General features: G+C 63.7%; 21 protein-coding genes, 1 tRNA gene and 1 pseudogene. 10 read left to right on the forward strand and 13 right to left on the reverse strand.

Features of this window, described 5'->3' with window-relative positions; genetic code table 11:
* Positions 1 to 74 precede the first annotated feature (74 nt).
* The gene (locus tag K6I40_RS15490) at positions 75 to 1,967 is read right to left on the reverse strand and encodes a bacterio-opsin activator domain-containing protein (RefSeq protein WP_222919917.1); all 1,893 of its coding nucleotides are present in this window, start codon (positions 1,965 to 1,967) and stop codon (positions 75 to 77) included.
* A gap of 103 nt (positions 1,968 to 2,070) precedes the next feature.
* Here K6I40_RS15490 and K6I40_RS15495 point away from each other — a divergent pair, with 103 nt between their 5' ends.
* Positions 2,071 to 2,262 (forward strand): HVO_0649 family zinc finger protein, encoded by a 192-nt coding sequence (locus K6I40_RS15495; RefSeq protein ID WP_222919918.1) that lies wholly within the window; start codon positions 2,071 to 2,073, stop codon positions 2,260 to 2,262.
* 528 nt (positions 2,263 to 2,790) lie between these two features.
* On the forward strand, positions 2,791 to 3,723 hold the full coding sequence (locus K6I40_RS15500) for a hypothetical protein (RefSeq protein ID WP_345779438.1): 933 nt from the start codon (positions 2,791 to 2,793) through the stop codon (positions 3,721 to 3,723).
* Positions 3,724 to 3,781: 58 nt separating this feature from the next.
* On the opposite strand, the gene K6I40_RS15505 is transcribed toward K6I40_RS15500, so the two are convergent.
* A complete protein-coding gene (locus tag K6I40_RS15505) occupies positions 3,782 to 4,351 on the reverse strand; it encodes an NUDIX hydrolase (RefSeq protein WP_222919919.1) in 570 nt (189 codons plus the stop codon).
* A 208-nt stretch (positions 4,352 to 4,559) separates the two neighbouring features.
* On the opposite strand from K6I40_RS15505, the gene K6I40_RS15510 reads away from it, so the two are divergent.
* A complete protein-coding gene (locus tag K6I40_RS15510; RefSeq protein WP_222919920.1) occupies positions 4,560 to 4,835 on the forward strand; it encodes a PadR family transcriptional regulator in 276 nt (91 codons plus the stop codon).
* Between the two features lie 80 nt (positions 4,836 to 4,915).
* Here K6I40_RS15510 and K6I40_RS15515 read toward each other — a convergent pair whose 3' ends face one another.
* The 3 genes from K6I40_RS15515 to K6I40_RS15525 all read right to left on the reverse strand — a co-directional run bounded on the left by K6I40_RS15515 (position 4,916) and on the right by K6I40_RS15525 (position 6,616).
* A complete protein-coding gene (locus K6I40_RS15515; RefSeq protein ID WP_222919921.1) occupies positions 4,916 to 5,170 on the reverse strand; it encodes a hypothetical protein in 255 nt (84 codons plus the stop codon).
* A 257-nt stretch (positions 5,171 to 5,427) separates the two neighbouring features.
* On the reverse strand, positions 5,428 to 6,156 hold the full coding sequence (locus tag K6I40_RS15520) for a hypothetical protein (RefSeq protein ID WP_222919922.1): 729 nt from the start codon (positions 6,154 to 6,156) through the stop codon (positions 5,428 to 5,430).
* Between the two features lie 142 nt (positions 6,157 to 6,298).
* A complete protein-coding gene (locus K6I40_RS15525; protein ID WP_222919923.1) occupies positions 6,299 to 6,616 on the reverse strand; it encodes a hypothetical protein in 318 nt (105 codons plus the stop codon).
* A 181-nt stretch (positions 6,617 to 6,797) separates the two neighbouring features.
* Here K6I40_RS15525 and K6I40_RS15530 point away from each other — a divergent pair, with 181 nt between their 5' ends.
* From K6I40_RS15530 to K6I40_RS15550, 5 genes are all read left to right on the forward strand, one after another.
* Entirely contained in the window at positions 6,798 to 7,187 is a 390-nt protein-coding gene (locus tag K6I40_RS15530; protein ID WP_222919924.1) for a PPOX class F420-dependent oxidoreductase, read from the forward strand.
* 326 nt (positions 7,188 to 7,513) lie between these two features.
* A complete protein-coding gene (locus tag K6I40_RS15535) occupies positions 7,514 to 9,094 on the forward strand; it encodes an acetolactate synthase large subunit (protein WP_222920383.1) in 1,581 nt (526 codons plus the stop codon).
* Between the two features lie 252 nt (positions 9,095 to 9,346).
* A complete protein-coding gene (locus K6I40_RS15540; RefSeq protein ID WP_222919925.1) occupies positions 9,347 to 11,458 on the forward strand; it encodes a hypothetical protein in 2,112 nt (703 codons plus the stop codon).
* A 203-nt stretch (positions 11,459 to 11,661) separates the two neighbouring features.
* On the forward strand, positions 11,662 to 11,886 hold the full coding sequence (locus K6I40_RS15545; protein ID WP_222919926.1) for a hypothetical protein: 225 nt from the start codon (positions 11,662 to 11,664) through the stop codon (positions 11,884 to 11,886).
* A gap of 84 nt (positions 11,887 to 11,970) precedes the next feature.
* Positions 11,971 to 12,678, forward strand: a complete 708-nt coding sequence (locus K6I40_RS15550; RefSeq protein ID WP_222919927.1) for a hypothetical protein — start codon at positions 11,971 to 11,973, stop codon at positions 12,676 to 12,678.
* Positions 12,679 to 12,758: 80 nt separating this feature from the next.
* Here the strand turns inward: K6I40_RS15550 and K6I40_RS15555 are convergent, their stop codons facing one another.
* The gene (locus K6I40_RS15555) at positions 12,759 to 13,142 is read right to left on the reverse strand and encodes a PadR family transcriptional regulator (RefSeq protein WP_222919928.1); all 384 of its coding nucleotides are present in this window, start codon (positions 13,140 to 13,142) and stop codon (positions 12,759 to 12,761) included.
* 254 nt (positions 13,143 to 13,396) lie between these two features.
* On the opposite strand from K6I40_RS15555, the gene K6I40_RS15560 reads away from it, so the two are divergent.
* Complete coding sequence (locus K6I40_RS15560) at positions 13,397 to 13,645, forward strand: ArsR family transcriptional regulator (RefSeq protein WP_222919929.1); 249 nt, start codon at positions 13,397 to 13,399, stop codon at positions 13,643 to 13,645.
* A gap of 120 nt (positions 13,646 to 13,765) precedes the next feature.
* Here K6I40_RS15560 and K6I40_RS15565 read toward each other — a convergent pair.
* The 3 genes from K6I40_RS15565 to K6I40_RS15575 form a co-directional block, all read right to left on the reverse strand.
* Positions 13,766 to 13,838: transfer RNA gene (locus K6I40_RS15565), tRNA-Pro, on the reverse strand.
* Positions 13,839 to 13,941: 103 nt separating this feature from the next.
* Positions 13,942 to 14,544, reverse strand: a complete 603-nt coding sequence (trmY, locus tag K6I40_RS15570) for a tRNA (pseudouridine(54)-N(1))-methyltransferase TrmY (protein ID WP_222919930.1) — start codon at positions 14,542 to 14,544, stop codon at positions 13,942 to 13,944.
* A gap of 72 nt (positions 14,545 to 14,616) precedes the next feature.
* Positions 14,617 to 15,174, reverse strand: a complete 558-nt coding sequence (locus K6I40_RS15575; RefSeq protein WP_222919931.1) for a metal-dependent hydrolase — start codon at positions 15,172 to 15,174, stop codon at positions 14,617 to 14,619.
* Positions 15,175 to 15,283: 109 nt separating this feature from the next.
* Here K6I40_RS15575 and K6I40_RS15580 point away from each other — a divergent pair, with 109 nt between their 5' ends.
* Complete coding sequence (locus K6I40_RS15580; protein WP_222919932.1) at positions 15,284 to 15,469, forward strand: HVO_A0556 family zinc finger protein; 186 nt, start codon at positions 15,284 to 15,286, stop codon at positions 15,467 to 15,469.
* Between the two features lie 78 nt (positions 15,470 to 15,547).
* Here the strand turns inward: K6I40_RS15580 and K6I40_RS15585 are convergent, their stop codons facing one another.
* The 4 genes and pseudogenes from K6I40_RS15585 to K6I40_RS15600 all read right to left on the reverse strand — a co-directional run bounded on the left by K6I40_RS15585 (position 15,548) and on the right by K6I40_RS15600 (position 17,628).
* Positions 15,548 to 15,706, reverse strand: a complete 159-nt coding sequence (locus tag K6I40_RS15585; protein ID WP_222919933.1) for a hypothetical protein — start codon at positions 15,704 to 15,706, stop codon at positions 15,548 to 15,550.
* Positions 15,707 to 15,841: 135 nt separating this feature from the next.
* Positions 15,842 to 16,030, reverse strand: coding sequence for a hypothetical protein (locus K6I40_RS15590; RefSeq protein ID WP_222919934.1), 189 nt, complete (start codon positions 16,028 to 16,030; stop codon positions 15,842 to 15,844).
* A 7-nt stretch (positions 16,031 to 16,037) separates the two neighbouring features.
* Positions 16,038 to 16,229, reverse strand: coding sequence for a hypothetical protein (locus K6I40_RS15595; RefSeq protein ID WP_222919935.1), 192 nt, complete (start codon positions 16,227 to 16,229; stop codon positions 16,038 to 16,040).
* Positions 16,230 to 16,513: 284 nt separating this feature from the next.
* Positions 16,514 to 17,628, reverse strand: a pseudogene (locus tag K6I40_RS15600) (trypsin-like peptidase domain-containing protein).
* Between the last annotated feature and the right edge of the window lie 43 nt (positions 17,629 to 17,671).

A 17,671-nucleotide genomic window follows, 5' to 3' on the forward strand; every position in this document is an offset into this window, starting at 1 on the left:
ACCGTCCGCGACCGTTCTCGGTGCTAAGCTGGGGCTACAGGTCTCAGGCCGTGAAATTCACTGCGATGGGATGGCTACGCGTCCCCGAAGAAGGCGCGACAGAGTTTCGCCTCGGCCGTCCGCAGGTGTTCGTGGAACGTCGGCCGCGAGACGCCCATCGACTGGGCGAGTTCCTCGCCGGTCGTTGGCCGGGGCCACTCGAAGTAGCCGCCGAGATAAGCCCGCTGTAACGCGCCGAGCTGGCGGTCGGTCAGCGCCTCTTCGAGACGAGCGGCGAACTCCTGGCGAGTCTCGCCGTTGCGTTCGCGTTGCTGGAAGGAGACGACGTCAGTCCCGTCGTACCGGTCCTCGACGGCCTCGACGACCGAGCGGACGTTCGCCGAACGGGGAATCTCGAGGGTGATCCGCGCGCGGCCGGCCTCGGTTTCGATCGTCTTCGTGCGGGCACCGCGCTCGGAGAGCCACCCGACGAGGTCGATCCCGCCAGTCAGTTCCACGAGACACTCCTCGTCGCGCTCGACGACGATCCGGCAGTCCACGTCGGCCAGTTCGTCGGCAACGGCGGCGATCTCGTCGGCGCTCGCGCCGGTAACGGTAAACAGCGACGCTGTCTCGTCGTCAGTGCGGTGGACCGACCGGCGGTACTCGAGTTGACAGTCGGCGTCGGCGGAGAGGGTGACCGGCGCGAGGGCGCGATCGGTCACCGTGAGTTCGACGGCGACGACGGCGTCGGTTGCGAGCATGCGGCTGGTCTCGCGGGCGTTGACGCCGCTAGCGATCGCGCGGGCGAGCGCGGAGAGGATCACCGTTTCGCGGTCGTCGATCGCACGATCCGTCCGTATCGTCACCACGCCGTATTCGATCCCGTTGTACGACAGCGGGAACGCAGCTCGGGTCCGTCCGTCGACGGTATCGACGGCGGGTTCGGTCGTCGCGAGCGCCTCAGCAGCGGGGTGGTCGGCATCGGTCGCGACGGATTCGTCGTCCGGCCCGTCGCCGGCGCTCGAGCGGCTATCGATCATCCCGGTCGCAGGATTGCGCTCGCCGATCCAGACCCCGTCGTAGGCGTCCTCCGCGGCGATCCGCGCACAGACTTCATTCTCGAGTTGCGAGCGGTCGGTCGAGCCCGCGACGACAGCGGTGACATCGTGAATCAGCCCCTCAACGCGATCGAGGATGTACTCGAGTTCCTCGGTTCGGCGTTCGAGGGCGAGTTCGGCCTCCTTGCGCGCGGTAATGTCGTTCTGGAAGCCGACGTAGTTGGTCACGCGGCCGTCCCCGTCGCGGACGGGGGCGATAGTCACCTCGTTCCAGAACTCGGTGCCGTCCTTGCGGTAATTCTTGAGTTCGACGGTGACGGGTCTCTCCTCGTCGATGGCCGCCGCCATCTCGGCGATCGCCGTCTCGTCGGAGTCCTCGCCCTGCAGGAACCGACAGTTCCGGCCGACGACCTCGTCGTACCCGTAGCCCGTAATTTCCTCGTAGGCCTCGTTGATGTACACCAGCGGGTTGTCCTCGCGGTCCGGATCGGAGATGGTGACCCCGACGGGGGCCTCCTTGAGCGCGCGGTCTTTCACTATCCGGTCGCTCGCGCCCGATCGCGAGTCGGCCGCGCTATCGGTGTCGGCGTCGAACCCCGCGTCACCGCGGTCGAACGTAATCGTCGCACCGCTCGCCCCGCGGTGGAGACGCGCGCTCTCTCGGTCGCCCTCGAAGTCGACTCGCCGGGCGGTACCGACGGTTGTCTCGTCAATCGCTGCTGCGAGTCGATCCCAGCTCGCACCGAGTGCGGTCGCCGCCTCGCGGTCGGCGTCGCCGAGTTCGAACGCGTCGCGGGCGGCCTCGTTCGCGTACGTGATCGTCCCGTCGGCGACCGCCACGACCGGATCGACCACGTGCTCGAGAGCATGGGCCGCTGCCGTGGCGTCGCCGACGGAGCCACCATGGTCCGTGTCGACATCGTCCATATGTACCCTACGGAAGGATCCCTAAGAACCGTTGTGATCGGTTGACGGTCGAGCCGGCACAAGCAAGGACAGTGTTATATACAACCACGACATACGATAACACATGTCAGCGCATCGATCACCCTTCGAGCGACTTCGCGAGAAGTTCGACGAGTCGGAGCTGCGCTGTCCGGCCTGTGGCTACGTCGACACCGACGGCGGCTGGCGCGTCACCACCTCGGGTGGGCGAGTCCGCTACCAGTTCGTCTGTCCCACCTGCGACGCCGTCGAGACGAGAGAGCTCCGACTCAGGTAACGAAACAGGGTCGCGCTCTTGACGCCTTCTCGAGCGACTGCGTTGGCGATCGATCGGCAGTGACGGTCGTACTCCGGGCCGCCGCCACGGAGACGGCCTCGGTCGTCCGCACGGTTCTCCCGTTTCGTCACGGAAATCGCTGCTTTGCGCGGCGGGAGGACGGTAACGAATCGCTGAGAGGACGGGCCGCCGTATTCCAGAGTGCCAGACGGCCGTGTGAGGACTGTACGCCGTGGTACCGGCGCATCGTTTCCACACGGTACCGGCGCTGGTCGGGGTTTCCGTCGAGCAGGGAAAAACCGGATTGGCCATAAGCGATCGCTCCCGTGCCCGAAACATCTGTTTTCTCCGCGGTAATTCCGTAACAGTCGGCCCGTTTTAGCCCCGCGACGGCCCTACCTCGGCGCGTATGGTTTCACGACCGCGAACAATCGGCGTCGCTTTCGTCGCGCTGTTGGTCCTGCTCTCGGGGGTCCCGCCCTCGTCGGTGGAGCGACCACGAACACAGCCGCGGACGACGCCGGAGACATGGGCGACACGAGCGCAACGCTCGAGAACGTACAGGTCGGCACACTCGAACTCGAGAACATCACAATCGAGAATGCCACGATCGAAGAACTCAGCGTTCAGCAACTGGATATCCAGGGCGGTGACGAGCTCCAGCAGCAACTGAACGAGAGCGAATCGAACCAGTCCGAAGCGAACCAGTCGGCGGCCAACGAATCTGCGGCCAACCAGACCTCCGAAGAGGTCGTGATCTCGGACGTCGCCTTCGAATCGCTCGCGCTCGGGAACATCTCGATCGACGACATCGGCGGTGCCAACGCGACCGGCAATGAGAGCGCCGCCGGCGGGAACGCGTCGTCAGGGCTTCAGGACGTGATCAACGAGGACGCCAACAACGTGACGGTACAGAATATGACGATCGAGACGATGAACGCCGATCGGCTGGCGATCGAGGACCTCACCGTCGACGAGGGCGACGGTGGAATCCTCTCGGGAATCTCCGACTTCGTCGGTGGACTGTTCGGCGGCGACGGCGGTGACGGTGACGGCCAGAACGCTACCGACGAGAACGCCAGCACCCAGGAGATCGAGTCGCTCACCATCGAACAGTTCGACGTCGGCGATCTCACGTTCGAATCCATGACCGTCGGGAGCCTCGAGACGCAGGCCAGTAACGAAACGGCTGACAACGCTACTAACAACGAAACAGCTGATAACGCGACCGACAACGCTACTGGCAACGTAACGGCTGATAACGCGACCGACAATGAGACATCGATGAACGAAACGGCGACGGGCGAGACGGTCTCGTCGGTCGACGCGGGTTCGATGACCATCGAGAGCAGTTCCGCCCAGACCGTCACCCTCGGCGAAACTCAGGGACTCCAGGAATCGCTGCAGCAATCGCAGGGGAACGAAACGAACGAGACGAACGCAACCAACGAGACAGGGTGACGATCCGGGGCATTACGAGACTACTGCCGGTATAACACCGGTTTCGCGTTTCGACTCGCTATTTTTGACTCGAGCCGTCTCCCTCGTCGAACAGCCGATAGTACGAGAGGGCGAGCACCGTCCGGCCGTCACGGATCTCGCCGTCGGCCACCGCGTCAGTCAGGTCCGCGAGCGAGCGCTCCCGTACCCGAATGCTCTCGTTGTGATCGAGTCGCTGCTCGGCGGTCGGCCGGCAGCCGCGAGCGACGAAGAAGTGCAAGACGGCGTCCGCGATCCCGTTGGCCGGTTCGACGGTCGTGAGCGGTTCCAATTCCTCGGCCTCATAGCCGGTCTCCTCGGCGAGTTCTCGACGGGCTGACGCCTCGAGATCGGTGTCTTCGGGTTCGGTGCCGCCGACGGGGAATCCGTGGCTGATCCGCGAGACGGCCTGTCGCCACTCGTCGATGCAGACGACGTCGCCATCGGGGGTAAACGGCAGAATGCAGACGCTTGCCGGCTCCGAGAGGTAATCGAACTCGGTGTCGGTCCCGTCGGGAAGCCGAACGGACTCGTTAACGACGTCGAACCCCGGACAGGAGTAGGCTACCCGTCGCTCGCGCGTCTCCCAGGCGAGTGGATCGGTTGGCATACCGGCCGGTACGGCGGTCACTGTCAAAAACGCCGCGTCACGCGGACAGGGTCGACTGAGAGCGATGACGATCGGGACTTCCTCGAGCCGCGGAGCTAGCGCCGTGGCCAGCGCGGTTCTACGCGGTGCGTTCCGAGTCGCGAGACGACCGTACAAGCTCTATAACAAAGCCACGGAACGGTGAACGTCCTTACTCAGAGGGTGATCCATGGACCAGCTAACTGGCTTCCAGCGTGATTTGTTGTACGTGATCGCAGGGAAAGACCGGCCGTCAGGGCAGGAAATTCTCGACGACATCAATAGCTACATCGAGCAGCCGGTCACACATGGCCGGCTGTATCCGAATCTCGACACGCTCGTCGAGAAGGAACTCGTCGAGAAAGGCGAGCTCGACCGGCGGACGAACTACTACGCGTTGACGCCGAAAGGCCGACGCGCACTGCAGCGCCGTCAGGAGTGGGTCGACCAGTACGTCGACGTGTAGCTCCTGGCCGTATTCTCTCGCAAGAACGACCAGCTCGGGAGCGTCTCGCTTCGACCGCATCGACGGACCCGCAGCCACCATCAGCGGGCGTCGTCGAGATCGACGACCGTCTCCAGATTCGCAGTGAGCCAGGCGTTCAGTTTCATTTCGGTAGTCCCGTCGCGGGGGACGAGCGTACAGCGATCGCTATCGGACTGGTAGCGGACGACGATCGCATCGAACAGTACCGGGCCCGCGGGATCGGTCTCGTCGGTATCGGCCGTGTACTCGTGGGCAGTTCCCTCGTCGGCGTGGGTAGAGCCATCCATGATAGTCCAGGCGAGCGTCGTCGCCACCGTCCGATAGGCCGAGACGGTACAAAACGACTACTAGTTTCGGTATAGAGCGTTCGGGTTCGCTCGGTACTGCTCCGAAATTCCCGCCCGTACTGACCCGGCATGGTTCCGATCGGTGGCCGCTGAACCCGGTTCGGTTCCGTGCCATCAATCGAGACGCGATCGCGGTTGCTGTCCGTGTAGGGGCCGACAAACGATAGAAGGGGCACCGTACAGTCCGACCGAGACGCTGAGACGGCGCTGCTGCGGCGTGGCGTCTAGACGTCGTCGAAGCTGATGCCCTCGAGATCCGCCTCGAGGTCGGCGACGTGGTCGTTGAAGTCGGCGACGAAGGCGGGAACGTCATCGGCCAGCCGGCGGACTTCGGGGGCTGCCGGCGGACCGTACTGCGAGAGGAGGTAGACGCCGTCGGAGCCGCCGACCCGCAGGTAGGAGGCGCGGCCCTCCTCCCATTTCAGCTCCCAGCGGGTACCCGAGATCGTCGTCGAATAGGTACCGTACTCGCCGTCGTAGCGGTGGAGCTGGCTCGCCATCGCGTTGCAGACATCGCGGATGCGATCGACGATCCGATCCCGTTCGGCGACCAGTTCCGCCGTCGATTCGGCCTCGGGGAACTCGTCGGTGACGTCCGTCAGCATACCGTCGAACGAGCGGACGTACTCGTTGTAGGCCTTGACGAACGCGCCGTAGTCGGCCATCGCCCGCTCGAGGGGATCGGGTTCGGGCGGCTGCTTGCTCGAGACGACGTAGATCTCCGAGCCAGATTTGGGGTCGAATCGGAGGTATTGCACGTCGCCGGCCTCGTACTTGAGCGTCCAACTGCCGGCGTCGGTGTTGAACGTTTCCTGGCCGTAGTCCCCGCCCTGCAAGACGGCGAGTTCCCGCGCGATCTCGCCAGCGTGTGTCCGAACACGGGCCGCCAGTTCATCCCGTCGCTCGGCGATCTCGTCCATCTCCTCGACGTCCGTCTCGAGTCCCTCGGTCATTACTCGAGGCAGGGGTCGGGGACCGGTAACGGTTACGCACCGCCGACAGTGGCCGAGAAAACGTGATGGAGGTACCCGATCACGGCTATCCGACCATTTGCGCTAGACGGCGACGGACTCGGTTCCGCCGACTGCAGCGAGGCTACTCGCTCTCGTTTGTCGCGTTCCCAGTCTCGTTCGTCTCATTGCCTTCGGTTTCGTTCGTCGCGTTTCCGGTTTCGTTCGTCTCGTTCTCAGTTGCGTTCGTTTCGTTGCCTTCGGTTTCGTTCGTCTCGTTCTCCCCAGTCGGCTCGTCTTCCATATCTTGTCCGTTACCCGTCCCCTCTTCCGCTTCGGTTTCGTTGTCTTCCTCCTCTCCACCGCCACCTGGTCCGCCACAGCCGGCAACGAGAGCTGTTGAGGCCGCTGCACCTGTTAGTTTCAGCACTCGCCGACGGGTCGACGGCTGTCGATCAGTCATACGGAACTAATCAGCGTCGAGATGCATAAGCCGTCAGCCGACATTTGCGTGGTCTCTGGCGCTCTTAGCCGCGAACACGCTCGTCTGCAAGCGATCGGACCAGCCGACATCAAGATCGGTCACTCCCAGTGGGTGTAGGCATCACACACAAGAACGGGGCCGGCGAACGAACGCGATGCACATGGCCTCGATACCCAACGACTTCCACGATCTGTTCGAGAAGGGCACGTTCGCTCACGTCGCGACGCTGACGGAGGATGGACTCCCGCACGTCACACCGGTGTGGATCGACTACGACGAGGACGACGACCGACTCCTGGTCAACACCGAGCGCGGCCGTCAGAAGGAACGCAACGCCCAGAACAACCCCGGCGTCGGCGTCAGCATGACCGATCCCGACGATCCCTACCGGTTCCTCTCGGTGATCGGCGAAGTCGAGGAGATCACCACCGAGGGCGCTCGCGAACACATCGATGAACTCGCCCGGCGATATCAGGACGTCGATGAGTATCAGCCGCAGATCGAAACCGAGCGCGTGATTCTTCGGATCCGGGCGGACCAGGTCCTGTAATCGGACTCGAGGGGGTTCGCAGTCGGCCGGCCACCAGCGGTCGCCCTAGTACGAGAGTCTCCAACCGAGACCATCCAACGTGCCGCGATTCGCCAGCGAATACCGTCGTTGCCGCACCGGCGCTCCGTTGTCAGCCGATTTCACCGTCATAAATTGAAATGGGCGATACGAAACCCGACCCGGGGCCGTCCCGACAGTCCTCGAGAACCGGCTAGAGAAGGCCGATACAAGCCGATATCGTCGCTGACGGCTTGAACCACTCCACCGTATGTATCGGATTCCTGAATGGCGAGCGATTAATGCACAGCGGTGTAGACGGGACGACCATGCAGACGGCATCCGACCTGCTCGTCAGCTGTCTCGAGGCCGAAGACGTCGACCGCGTCTTCGGGGTTCCGGGCGAGGAGATCGAGGACCTACTGTTCTCGCTGCGGGACTCCTCGATCCGGTTCGTGCCGACCCGCCACGAACAGGGGGCGGCGTTCATGGCCGACGTCCACGGCCGCTTGACCGGCGAGGCGGGCGTCTGCTGTTCCACGCTCGGCCCCGGCGCGACGAACTTGATGACCGGCGTGGCTGATGCGCAACTCGATAAGAGCCCGGTAGTCGCCATCACCGGCCAGGGCGATCGTGAGCGCCTCCACAAGGAGAGCCATCAGGCCCTCGACGTCGTCGACATCTTCGAGCCGATCGTCACGTGGAACACGCAGATCGCCGAGCCCGAGATCACGCCCGAATCCGTCCGTAAGGCGTTCAAGCTCGCCGAGTACGAGAAACCGGGAGCGACCCACCTCGAGTTCCCCGAGGACGTCGCCGCGGCGACCGTCGACGCCGAACCAATCGAGCGCCGCGATCCGGTTCGCCGGCCGGACCCGGACGACGAATCGGCCGAGCGCGCGGCGCGGCTGATCGCCGAGGCCGAGCAGCCGATCGTCCTCGCGGGCAACGGCGCGGTCCGGACCCGCGCCTCGGAGAACATCCGCGCCATCGTCGACAGCGTCGGTTTCCCGGTCGTCGAGACGTACATGGGCAAGGGGGCGATCTCCGACCGCGAGTCAGCCTCGCTGATGACGCTCGACTCGGGACCAGCTGGCGAGGCCGCACGGGCGATCGAGCGGGCCGACTGCGTCGTCGCGGTCGGCTATGACATCGCCGAGCACGATCCGGCGGGATGGAATTCCGACCTCGAGAAGACCATCGTCCACGTCGATTACGAACCCGCGGAGGTCTATCGCCATTACAACCCGGACGTGGAGATCGTCGCGGACGTCGGCGCGGCGCTCGGGGCCATCGGCGAGCGCCTGTCGGAGGGCGCGTGTTCACTGTGGTGTGACGACCTCCACGATCGCCTGCTCGAGTCGGTGACCGAACACCCGGCCGAGGACGATCCGATCACGGTGAGAAACGCCCTGCCCCTGTTGCGCGAGGCGATGGCCGATTCGGACGTGCTCGTCTCGGACGTGGGCAGTCACAAGATGGCGATCGCCCAGTCGTTCCCGACCTACGAGCCGAACACGTGCGTGATCTCGAACGGGCTGGCAAGCATGGGAATCGCCGTCCCGGGCGCGCTCGCAGCCGATCTGGCGGTCGATTCGAACGTCGTCGCAGGCACCGGCGACGGCGGGTTCATGATGAACGCGGCCGAACTCGAGACCGCGACGCGGCTGGATTGTAGCTTTACGACCGTCGTGTTCAATGACGAGGACTACGGTTTGATCTCGGAGAAACAAGAGGACCATCGCGGCGAACACACGGGGACCGAGCTGACGACACCGGATCTGGTGACGTTCGCCAAAAGCTTCGGGATCAACGCCTATCGTCCCGACACGTGGGGTGAGATCGAGTCGGCGTTCGAGGAGGCGGTGCCGTCTGACGAGTTAGCGCTGATCGAGATCGGACTCGAGTGAGGACGGCGTCGGTGGCCGCGGATCGCCGCTCGCATGTTCGAGTGGCCGGCCCACGCATGACGAGCGAGTGCGGGTTCGTCGCGAGATCCACAGCAATCGACCGAGCCGGTCTGAAACGTCAATCGACAGACAACAAGAACCGGGCGCGGACGGAAGGTTTCTTGAGCGGATACGCTCATGGAGGGGTATGTCCGAAACAGGAACGGCCGTGCGGGTCGTAGGCGTTGGTTCGACGACGGATCGTGATACCCCGTGACCGACGAAACGGCGGCCGACGTGGACCGGCGAACGGTCCTCGGCGCGCTCGCCGGCGTCGGCGGGGCCGCGCTCGCCGGCTGTTCGGCGTTCGAACGGGAGGCCGACGGTCGGACGAGTCAGGTCGACGACGAGACGGCTCGAGCGCTGGCGACACGGTTCGCGCCGACGCTGTACTTCGATAGCCGCGAGCCGTGGTTTCCGACGGATCCGCGGCCGTACACCAGCGAACAGGACGGTGAGGCGGTCGTCACCGGCTTCGACGCCGTCGACGGCTACCACGAGCGATACAGCGAGGGGAGCCCGCCGAACCCGACCGTCTTTTATCACGCCGTCGAGTACGAGGAGTCGCCGCTCGCCGTCGTCCAGTTCTGGTGTTACTCGGCGTTCGACCAGTTCACGACTAACTTCCACTGGCACGACTGGGAAGTGTTGCACGTCTTCATCGATACGGAGACCGACGAGACCCAGTTGTACGTCGCCAGTTCCCACTCGCGGACGGTCCCGAACAACGAGTTCCTGGATCCGGACCCCGACATGATCCCCCGCATCCTCTCGGAACTCGGCTCGCACTCGAGTGCGCTCTCCGTCAACGACGTGGCCGATCACTTCCAGCGGGTCGCTGCCGGGAACCTGCTCGCGGACATCACGAACACGGCAATCGAGGGCATCGAGGACCTCGCCGACGTGCCGCTGGCGTACGGCCTGCCCCGCGACGAAGGCTCGCGGCTCCCCTATCTTATCCCGGAGTACGAAGGCGAGCCGATATACGAGCACGAACGGCTGCCCTCTGTCACTCGAGAGTCGCTGATCGACGACGACCTGACCGTTCGGTCGTTCGACGCGCTGACGTCGCCGCCGACGGACCTCCCGTCGCGCGAAACGGGGCTCGTCTTCCGGCACCGCGAGCGGACGGACGAGGCCGACGCTGACATCGAGTACGACCTCGTTCCGAGTAGCGACCTCGAGCACATCACGGACTTCACCGGACCGCAGTTGAGCTTCGAGTTCTCCGTGCCGGAGCCGGTCGAGGACGCCGCCGCCGGCCATCTCACGGCGACGGGGACGCCGTGGAGTCAGCCCCGCTACGATAACCCGGCCGCAGACATCTCCGTGCCCAATCATCGGACGGCGCTGGCCGAGCGCTACGATGCCATCGGCGAGGCGGCACCGATCAATACCGTCGTCAGCCGCGTCACGGACGTGATCGCGAGCGACGACGCACCGGAAAACGAAGGGCTGACCACGACCGAGATCGACCTTGAGGCGATCGTCCTGCTCGAAAGCGAGCCCGAGGCGGTCCCGACGTTCGGGGGCGTCGCCATCGCACGGGACGTCCCCGCCGGCGATCACCGGCTGACGGTCAACGGTGCGGGACGAGCGCCACACAGCGAGCGGGTCACTGTCTCGGACGACGGGACCCCAACGGCGGCAGGCGTCGATGGCGAAATTCCGCTGATCGCCCGCAATCGTGCGACGAAACTGGAACTCGGCGATGAAAACGGGGCGAGCGACCTCTCGAGGGTGGCCGTCGAAGACGACTTCGCCGGTCGACTCTACGAGTCGTCGGTCGGCGGGAGCGACGCCGTCTACGTCGATCGCGGCGGGGCCTACACGACCGAGGTTCGAGACGGGGACGACACCATCGGTGCCTATCGGGTCAACCCGGACCCAGGATCCGAATCGACGGTCCGCATCGAGCGCCCGGAGACCGGCAAAGCGTCGCTCGCGGAGTACGTGGCCGAGGTCGCCGAGGAGACCAGAGCGGATATCGCGGCGCTCGGTGACGATGATGGCAGTGATAGCGATGACGACGATGACGAGACGGAGCGCGAGGGTCGCGGCTCGTCAAACGCTGTTACCGGCCTCGAGCGCTCCCTCGCGGCCGTCGTCGATGCCGCCCAGCGAGCCGCCGAGCGGGCGCGCGCGAACGAGCATGGAAATACCGACAAGCAACTACAGAACGTTCTCGAGCGCCTCCAGCGGGCGGAGGAGCGACTTGCTGAGGCACGAGAGGACGTTCCGGATTCGCTCTCGAACGCGACGGGGAAACGACTCGAGCAGGCCAATCGGCGCTCCGAGCAGGCACGGCGGGCCGAGAAACTCTAACGGCGGTATCGGGCCGCCGGGTTCAGGGTCGGGGAGCAGTAGACTGTCGGTGTCGAGGTCGTCCACGCTAACTGGTTCGATCGCAGTCTCGAGACGAGAGGCAGACCGTCTCGGGACTGATGCTGACCGATCGTCGGTCTGTGTAACCCGGGTACTTTCCGTTTGGGTGTCGTTGACAGTGTACTGCGAGTGGATTTATTTCAGTGACCCAATCCGATGGAGACAGAGAGAAGGCGGCCGGTCTTTGTGACAACTGCGGCGAACTCTTTACGGTATGGGCACGCCGGGATGGAACAGTTCGACCGGTGAGTCCTTACAACGCCTGTCCATGCGACGACCCGTCGTACCGAGTCGTCGACGAGGACGAAGTCTTCGACAACGGAGACGAGTCCGTCGGAGCGGGCGAAGAGGGCTACTCCGACGTTTGATTGGGTCGGTCATCGACTCGATGGTCCGGCCACGGACTGATACTGAAAAGACATTTATTTGTCTACATATTAATGGACAATACAATGGATCGACGGACGTTCGTGGCGGTCGCCGGCACGATACTAGGAGCGGGTTGCTCGGGACTGCCGCTGTCAACGTCGAACGAGACGCAGTCGCTCGGAGACACGGTCAGCTACGGCAGCGTTGACGTCACCGTCACGGACGCGATGCGCACCGGACAGGTCACGATCGTCGGAACGTCGATGGATGACAGCAAGACGGTCACTCATCCGTCGGATTCGGTGTACGCACTGTTCTGGGTCGAAGCCCGCAATACGGACGAGACGTCCCGTGACGGCCCCACGATCAATCCGTCCAACTACGACGCCTTGGAAGACGGTCCCGACGTGGTCACGACGACCGGTCTCAACGACATCAGGGTCGACGGCTCCGGCGACAGCGGGTACTTCCCGTCCGTGGGAATGGGGCTGGGAATGGCGGTCGACAACGGACGGTACGCGCTTCGCGTGGGCGATCGAGACTTCGAGACCTACCCCGCCGGGAAGAGCCGGCCGAGCATCGACGCGAACGAGACGATCTCGGGCTGGGTGATCGGTACCATCGGCGCGGAAGAGACCCCGCAGGTGACGATCACGTACAACGGCACATCAGCGATGTGGACGACGGGCCCCAGCGAGGTCTCGACGGTGACGCCGCCGGAAAACGCGTCGAACGAGACTGTACAGGGGAACGCGACGACGGAGACGAACAGTTCTCGCGAATTTCAGTAGACGGAGACTCGAGTACCGTCGACTCCTCAAGCCCGCTATCTGTGTCCATCGCCAGCCCCTCGAGTGATCGCTGCAGCCGTTCACGTGCCGTCGATCGCGCTGATTCCGCAGGCGTCCGCGAGGCGTTCGACGCGTTGCACCAGGAGCGCGCGCCCGGCGTCCGTGAGACCGTACCTGGTCGGCTCAGTGGACCGTTCGGTCGTCTCGAGGAGGCCGTGCCCGACAAGCATGGACAGGTTCGGGTCCACTCGGTTCCGGCTGACCCTGGGATACCGGCGCTCGAGCGTCCAGACAATTCCCTGATTATTGCACGGCTTATCGTCGCGCTCGCGGCGAGCGATGGCCTCGAGACAGTCGCGCTGGAACCCGGTGAGTTCGATCCAGGCGCGACTGCCATCGGCTGTCGGGGGTGATGCGTCTGCTCGAGCAGGGCTTTCAAGGCCCCGCGAATCGTCGTCGTGCATGGCTTCTAGGGGTTACGGAAGCCGATCGGACCGGTGTTTCAGGCACCAGGTCCGCATTTCTCTCGAAGGACCGACTGGGTAGCGTCGGTTCCGTCCGGCCTCCGTTATGTGACCAAAGAGTAGACAGCAGGTAGAACTAGTGCATCATATACAGTACTAGAAGAGTAAACAGCGCACAAATGCTGCCGAACCGGGTGTTCTAACACGGTGTTTCGTGTATTCACGGTCGAATGCGACGGCCACGGGTGGACTGGATGACACGGGCCGACGATGCGATCCTCGAGTTTCTTCTCAACGAGGGAAACCGGCCCCTCATCGCAAATCCGTCCACCGTCGAGGCCAACATCGACTACAAGATATCACACGTAAGACGACGGTTGCGGGCGCTACAGGAGGGTGGACTCGTCGAGTACGATGACAAGGACCGTGGCCTCTACCGAATCACTGACCAAGGCTGTGCATATCTCGAGGGTAAACTCGATGCCGACGATTTGGAAAAGTAGCTTCCGAGAATCAGTTCCTTTCTGGACAAGAAGCTATAGTCGGCGACGCGAGATTGACTAATTCTCTTCGAGAAGTACTACAGACTCGCCACTCCCCCTCGAGTCGAAATGCGGGAAAAGTGGGCCGGCGCGAATTCGAATCGCGGTTACGGCCACCCGAAGGCCGAAGGATACCAAGCTACCCCACCGGCCCGCATTCTGAGTGTACGCGTCCGGTCGTTTAACGCTTCCGGATCGGGCGTCGAACCGCCCGACGGGAATCCGATCGTTCGAGACATCCCCCACCGAAATCGGCTTCAGAACCGCTCGTAGCCGTCCGTATCCAGAACGTGGTGTGCGACGGTGATCGCCTGATCAGCGTGCAGCAGTTCGGGCCCCAATCGAAGTCGCTGGTCGGCGAACTCCTCGAGCAACTCCGCCTCCTCGGCAGTGAAGTCGTGGTGATCGGACAGCACGAAAATCCCGTCCTCAAGCGCGTCAGCGCCCACGTCGACGACTGCCTCGCCATCCTCGTGGAGTTGGACGATCGGGCCGTCGTCCGCGATTTCCTCGAGCGTGCCCTCGAAGCCACGGCGGTACACCTCGATTCCCGGACTCGGCTCCGCGGGGAGCGCGCCGATAGCCTCGTCGCGGTGCTCGAGGGCCTTACGGACCAGTGCAGCGGTGCTTCGCTCGTCGGGGTTGAGCCGCTGGAGGTCGCTCCCGTTGAAGGTGATGGTGAGTTCGTCTTGGGCGATCAGGTGGACGCGGACGTCCTCGCGAATGCCGTGGGAGGTGACGAACGCGGCGGTGATCGACCGGCAAAGCGCATCGAGGCGACCGGCCCCGCCTGCGAGGTCGTCCAGCGAGAAGTCGGGCTCCGTGGGCACGTCGTGACCGATGAGTACGAACTGGCGCATACCGGTGGAACGGTGGCCGACGGGATAGCCGCCACGATTCGGCGGCGACCTCGTCTCACCGCTGCCCGTCGATCATGATTTGGTCCCGAATCGCCGCTCGAGTGAGGTGTACATCAGTCCGAGACCGGGCATGCCGTCGCGATACCAGGCGAGGACGGCGACGGCAAACAGTCCGAACTGGATCCACTCGTAGGGCCCCAGCGCGTAGTAGTGAAGGAACGCATCGAGGATGCCGGCGACGGGCGCTTCGGGAGGCTGCTCGAGGACCGGCCACAGGAAGTAGGCGGCGGCAGCGAACTCCCCGGAGAGGACTGCTGGCGGGATGTCCGCGAGGAGATGCGAGCAGTAACCGATGAGGAAGCCGACGCCGATCGCGCGGGCCTCGAGTCGATCCACGACGAGGAGGACGGCCGGCACGAGGAGGGCGACGACGAACAACGAGTGTGCGAGGGTTCGGCCGCCGGGTAAGATTCCGAAATTCCACGCGAGGGGTTTGTCGATCATATCCGGCGTCTGCGAGCCGATGGCGAGCGCAATCGCCGGGGCGGCACGCGGCGGTCGGTCGAATCGCCGGTGGATACCGACGGTGTACAACAGGTAGGCGACGGCGAGGTGTCCCCAAGGCCACATCCCGCGGTGGTACACCGGAGACGGGCATAGGCGCTTCGACTCGAATCACGTCCCGACACTGCATAGGCATGGCAAACCGTTTCCTCGATATCGGGTATGGGATGACTACATGGCGAAATCAGAGTCATCGGACGCCAGCGGTCACCAGCAGTTGCTCACGATGCTCGAGGGGCGGTCCTGTCACCACTGCCCGGACGGTGAACTCGAGCAAGGCCGCTACAAGGACAAGCGAGCGCTTCTCTGTGACAGTTGCGGAACACCACGGGTCCAGGTCTGGTCGCCCCCGCTCGACTAGTCGCTCGTCTATTGCTGACTGCTGACGAAACCCGTGTACGGCTCTTGGCTCCCGCTATCAGTCAGGGCGGAACCGACACTACCGCTCGAGCGCGCCGATCCAGCTATCGTCGCCCCGGACGGCACACCAGTCGCCGTGTGCGTCGTAACATCGCGGATCCATCGCCTTTCCGCAGCGACACCAGTGCTGTGCGTCGCTGGGAACCGATCGGTGACAGAGCGGACAGCGAGCTTTCATGTGAATTGCCACCATAATTCATTACTTAGAGCTTTGTTGTCGGTCGCTAACTCGTTTCGAATCGAGACGGACGACCGACTCGACCGATTTCAGAGCACGACGTTCGACGATCCGAGGAAAAGGGAGGGCGGGACGTCACCGCGATCGCGACCCCGAATAGTCGTGGCCGATAACGAGGGCGAGCGCGTGAATCACCATGAGGCCGACGAACAGTGAGAAGCGGCCCATCGAGTCGATCCCGGCAACGATGACGGGCAGATAGACGATAGGCAACAGGGTACCGAGCCAGAAGCCAACGGCCGTGACGGTTTGGCTCAGATGCATTGGCTGACTAGCGCATCGACTCGAGTGAGATGAAGGAGTCGTCGTGAGCCGCGATCCAGGCATTCATCAGTTCGTCCTCGCTCGCCTCATGGGGGAAGATAGCACACTCATTCGGTGCATCGTCGTTCTCGATGGTGACGTGATCGAGCTCGGCAGTCGATTCCTCGCTGTCTGCTGCGTGGAAGTCAGCGTCGGTCATGGTGTATCAGGCGACGGGTACTCGCGTCGACGACTGCTACCGGTTCTGCTACTATTGTTATCGAGTTGCTAACGGAGCGAATACGGTCGATAGCGTTGGAGTTCGAATCGATTCAGACCGTTCAATCACTCGAAGAAGAACATAACAGATGGTGACGTGTACGACCTCGCTACAGCTCATATCGGGGCTGCAGACGGGAAACCGACAGTGTAACGACTTGTTTTGAACGGTTTGTATCCGGATCAACGGCCGACGAGATCCGCCCTCAAAACACGGTGCACCCGCTACCTCGAGATCGGCGGACGGGCACCGAGGACGACCTTTCGAGTGATCGTCTCACCGTCCCGCCGAAGCCGAATTGCGAGCGTGTCGCCGGGGCTGGTCTCGAGCGCGAGATACGTCGAGAGGGCGTGGCGATCGGGGATCGGCTCGCCGTCCATCGCGAGGATGACGTCGCCGCCGATGGGGATCGATTCGCCGCGGCGCTGGACAGTCCGCGAGGGGGTTTTAGGACATCCTCAGCAGCCGAGCCGTCGAAGACGTTCGTGACGAGGACACCGGTCGCCTCGGAGAGGTCATTCGCCTCAGCGACGAGTCGGTCGACGGTCCTGAGCCTGATTCCCATGTATGAGTGGTCATACGAGCCGTCGTCAACGAGCGACGGGACGACGCGGTCAGCGAGTGCTGCCGAGATGGCGAATCCGATATTGTCGCCCCCATGGGAGTTGATCACCCCGATAACGTTCCCCTCGAGATCGACGAGCGGGCCACCGCTGTTGCCTGGATTGACGGCGGCGTCGGTCTGAATGACGTTCGGGAACGAGAAGCCCCGGTCGGGGAAATGGAGCGTTCGGTCAACGCCGCTGACGATACCCGTCGACATCGAGCCGTCGAGTCCGTAGGGGTTGCCGATCGCGGCAACCTGCTGTCCGACGACGGGACGCTGTTCAGTCAGGGAAAGCGGCGTCACTCCTTTCGGAACGTGATCGACCTCGAGGACAGCCAGGTCGCTGTGGTAGTCACGACCGACGAGCGTGGCGCTCGTCCAGTCGCCGTTGATGTACTGGATGTCGGCCGCCCGGCCGGTCGCGATGACGTGGTCGTTAGTGACGACGTGGCAGTCGTCATAGAGGAAGCCAGAGCCCTGGCCACGACCCTCGGCACCAGTGTTTGGGTCCTCGATACCGAAGACGCGGACCTGCGTGACTGATTCGATGATCGCGTCGTAGAGATCGGTGAAGGCCGAGCCAGCCGCGAGGTTCTCATGGTCAATATTGTACGAGGAGTCACCTTCGATCGAACTCTCGGCCCGTGGCTCGATACAGCCGGCGGCAGCACTAGCAAGTCCGGCGCTCGCAGCGACGAGAACGGAGCGTCGATCCAGTCGGAAATCGTGCATGACCGGGGGATGGGACCCGTCCCATTTGAACCTCCGGACCGAC

Origin of the sequence: Natrinema sp. SYSU A 869, from assembly GCF_019879105.1 — an archaeon.
Classification (GTDB): Archaea; Halobacteriota; Halobacteria; order Halobacteriales; family Natrialbaceae; genus Natrinema.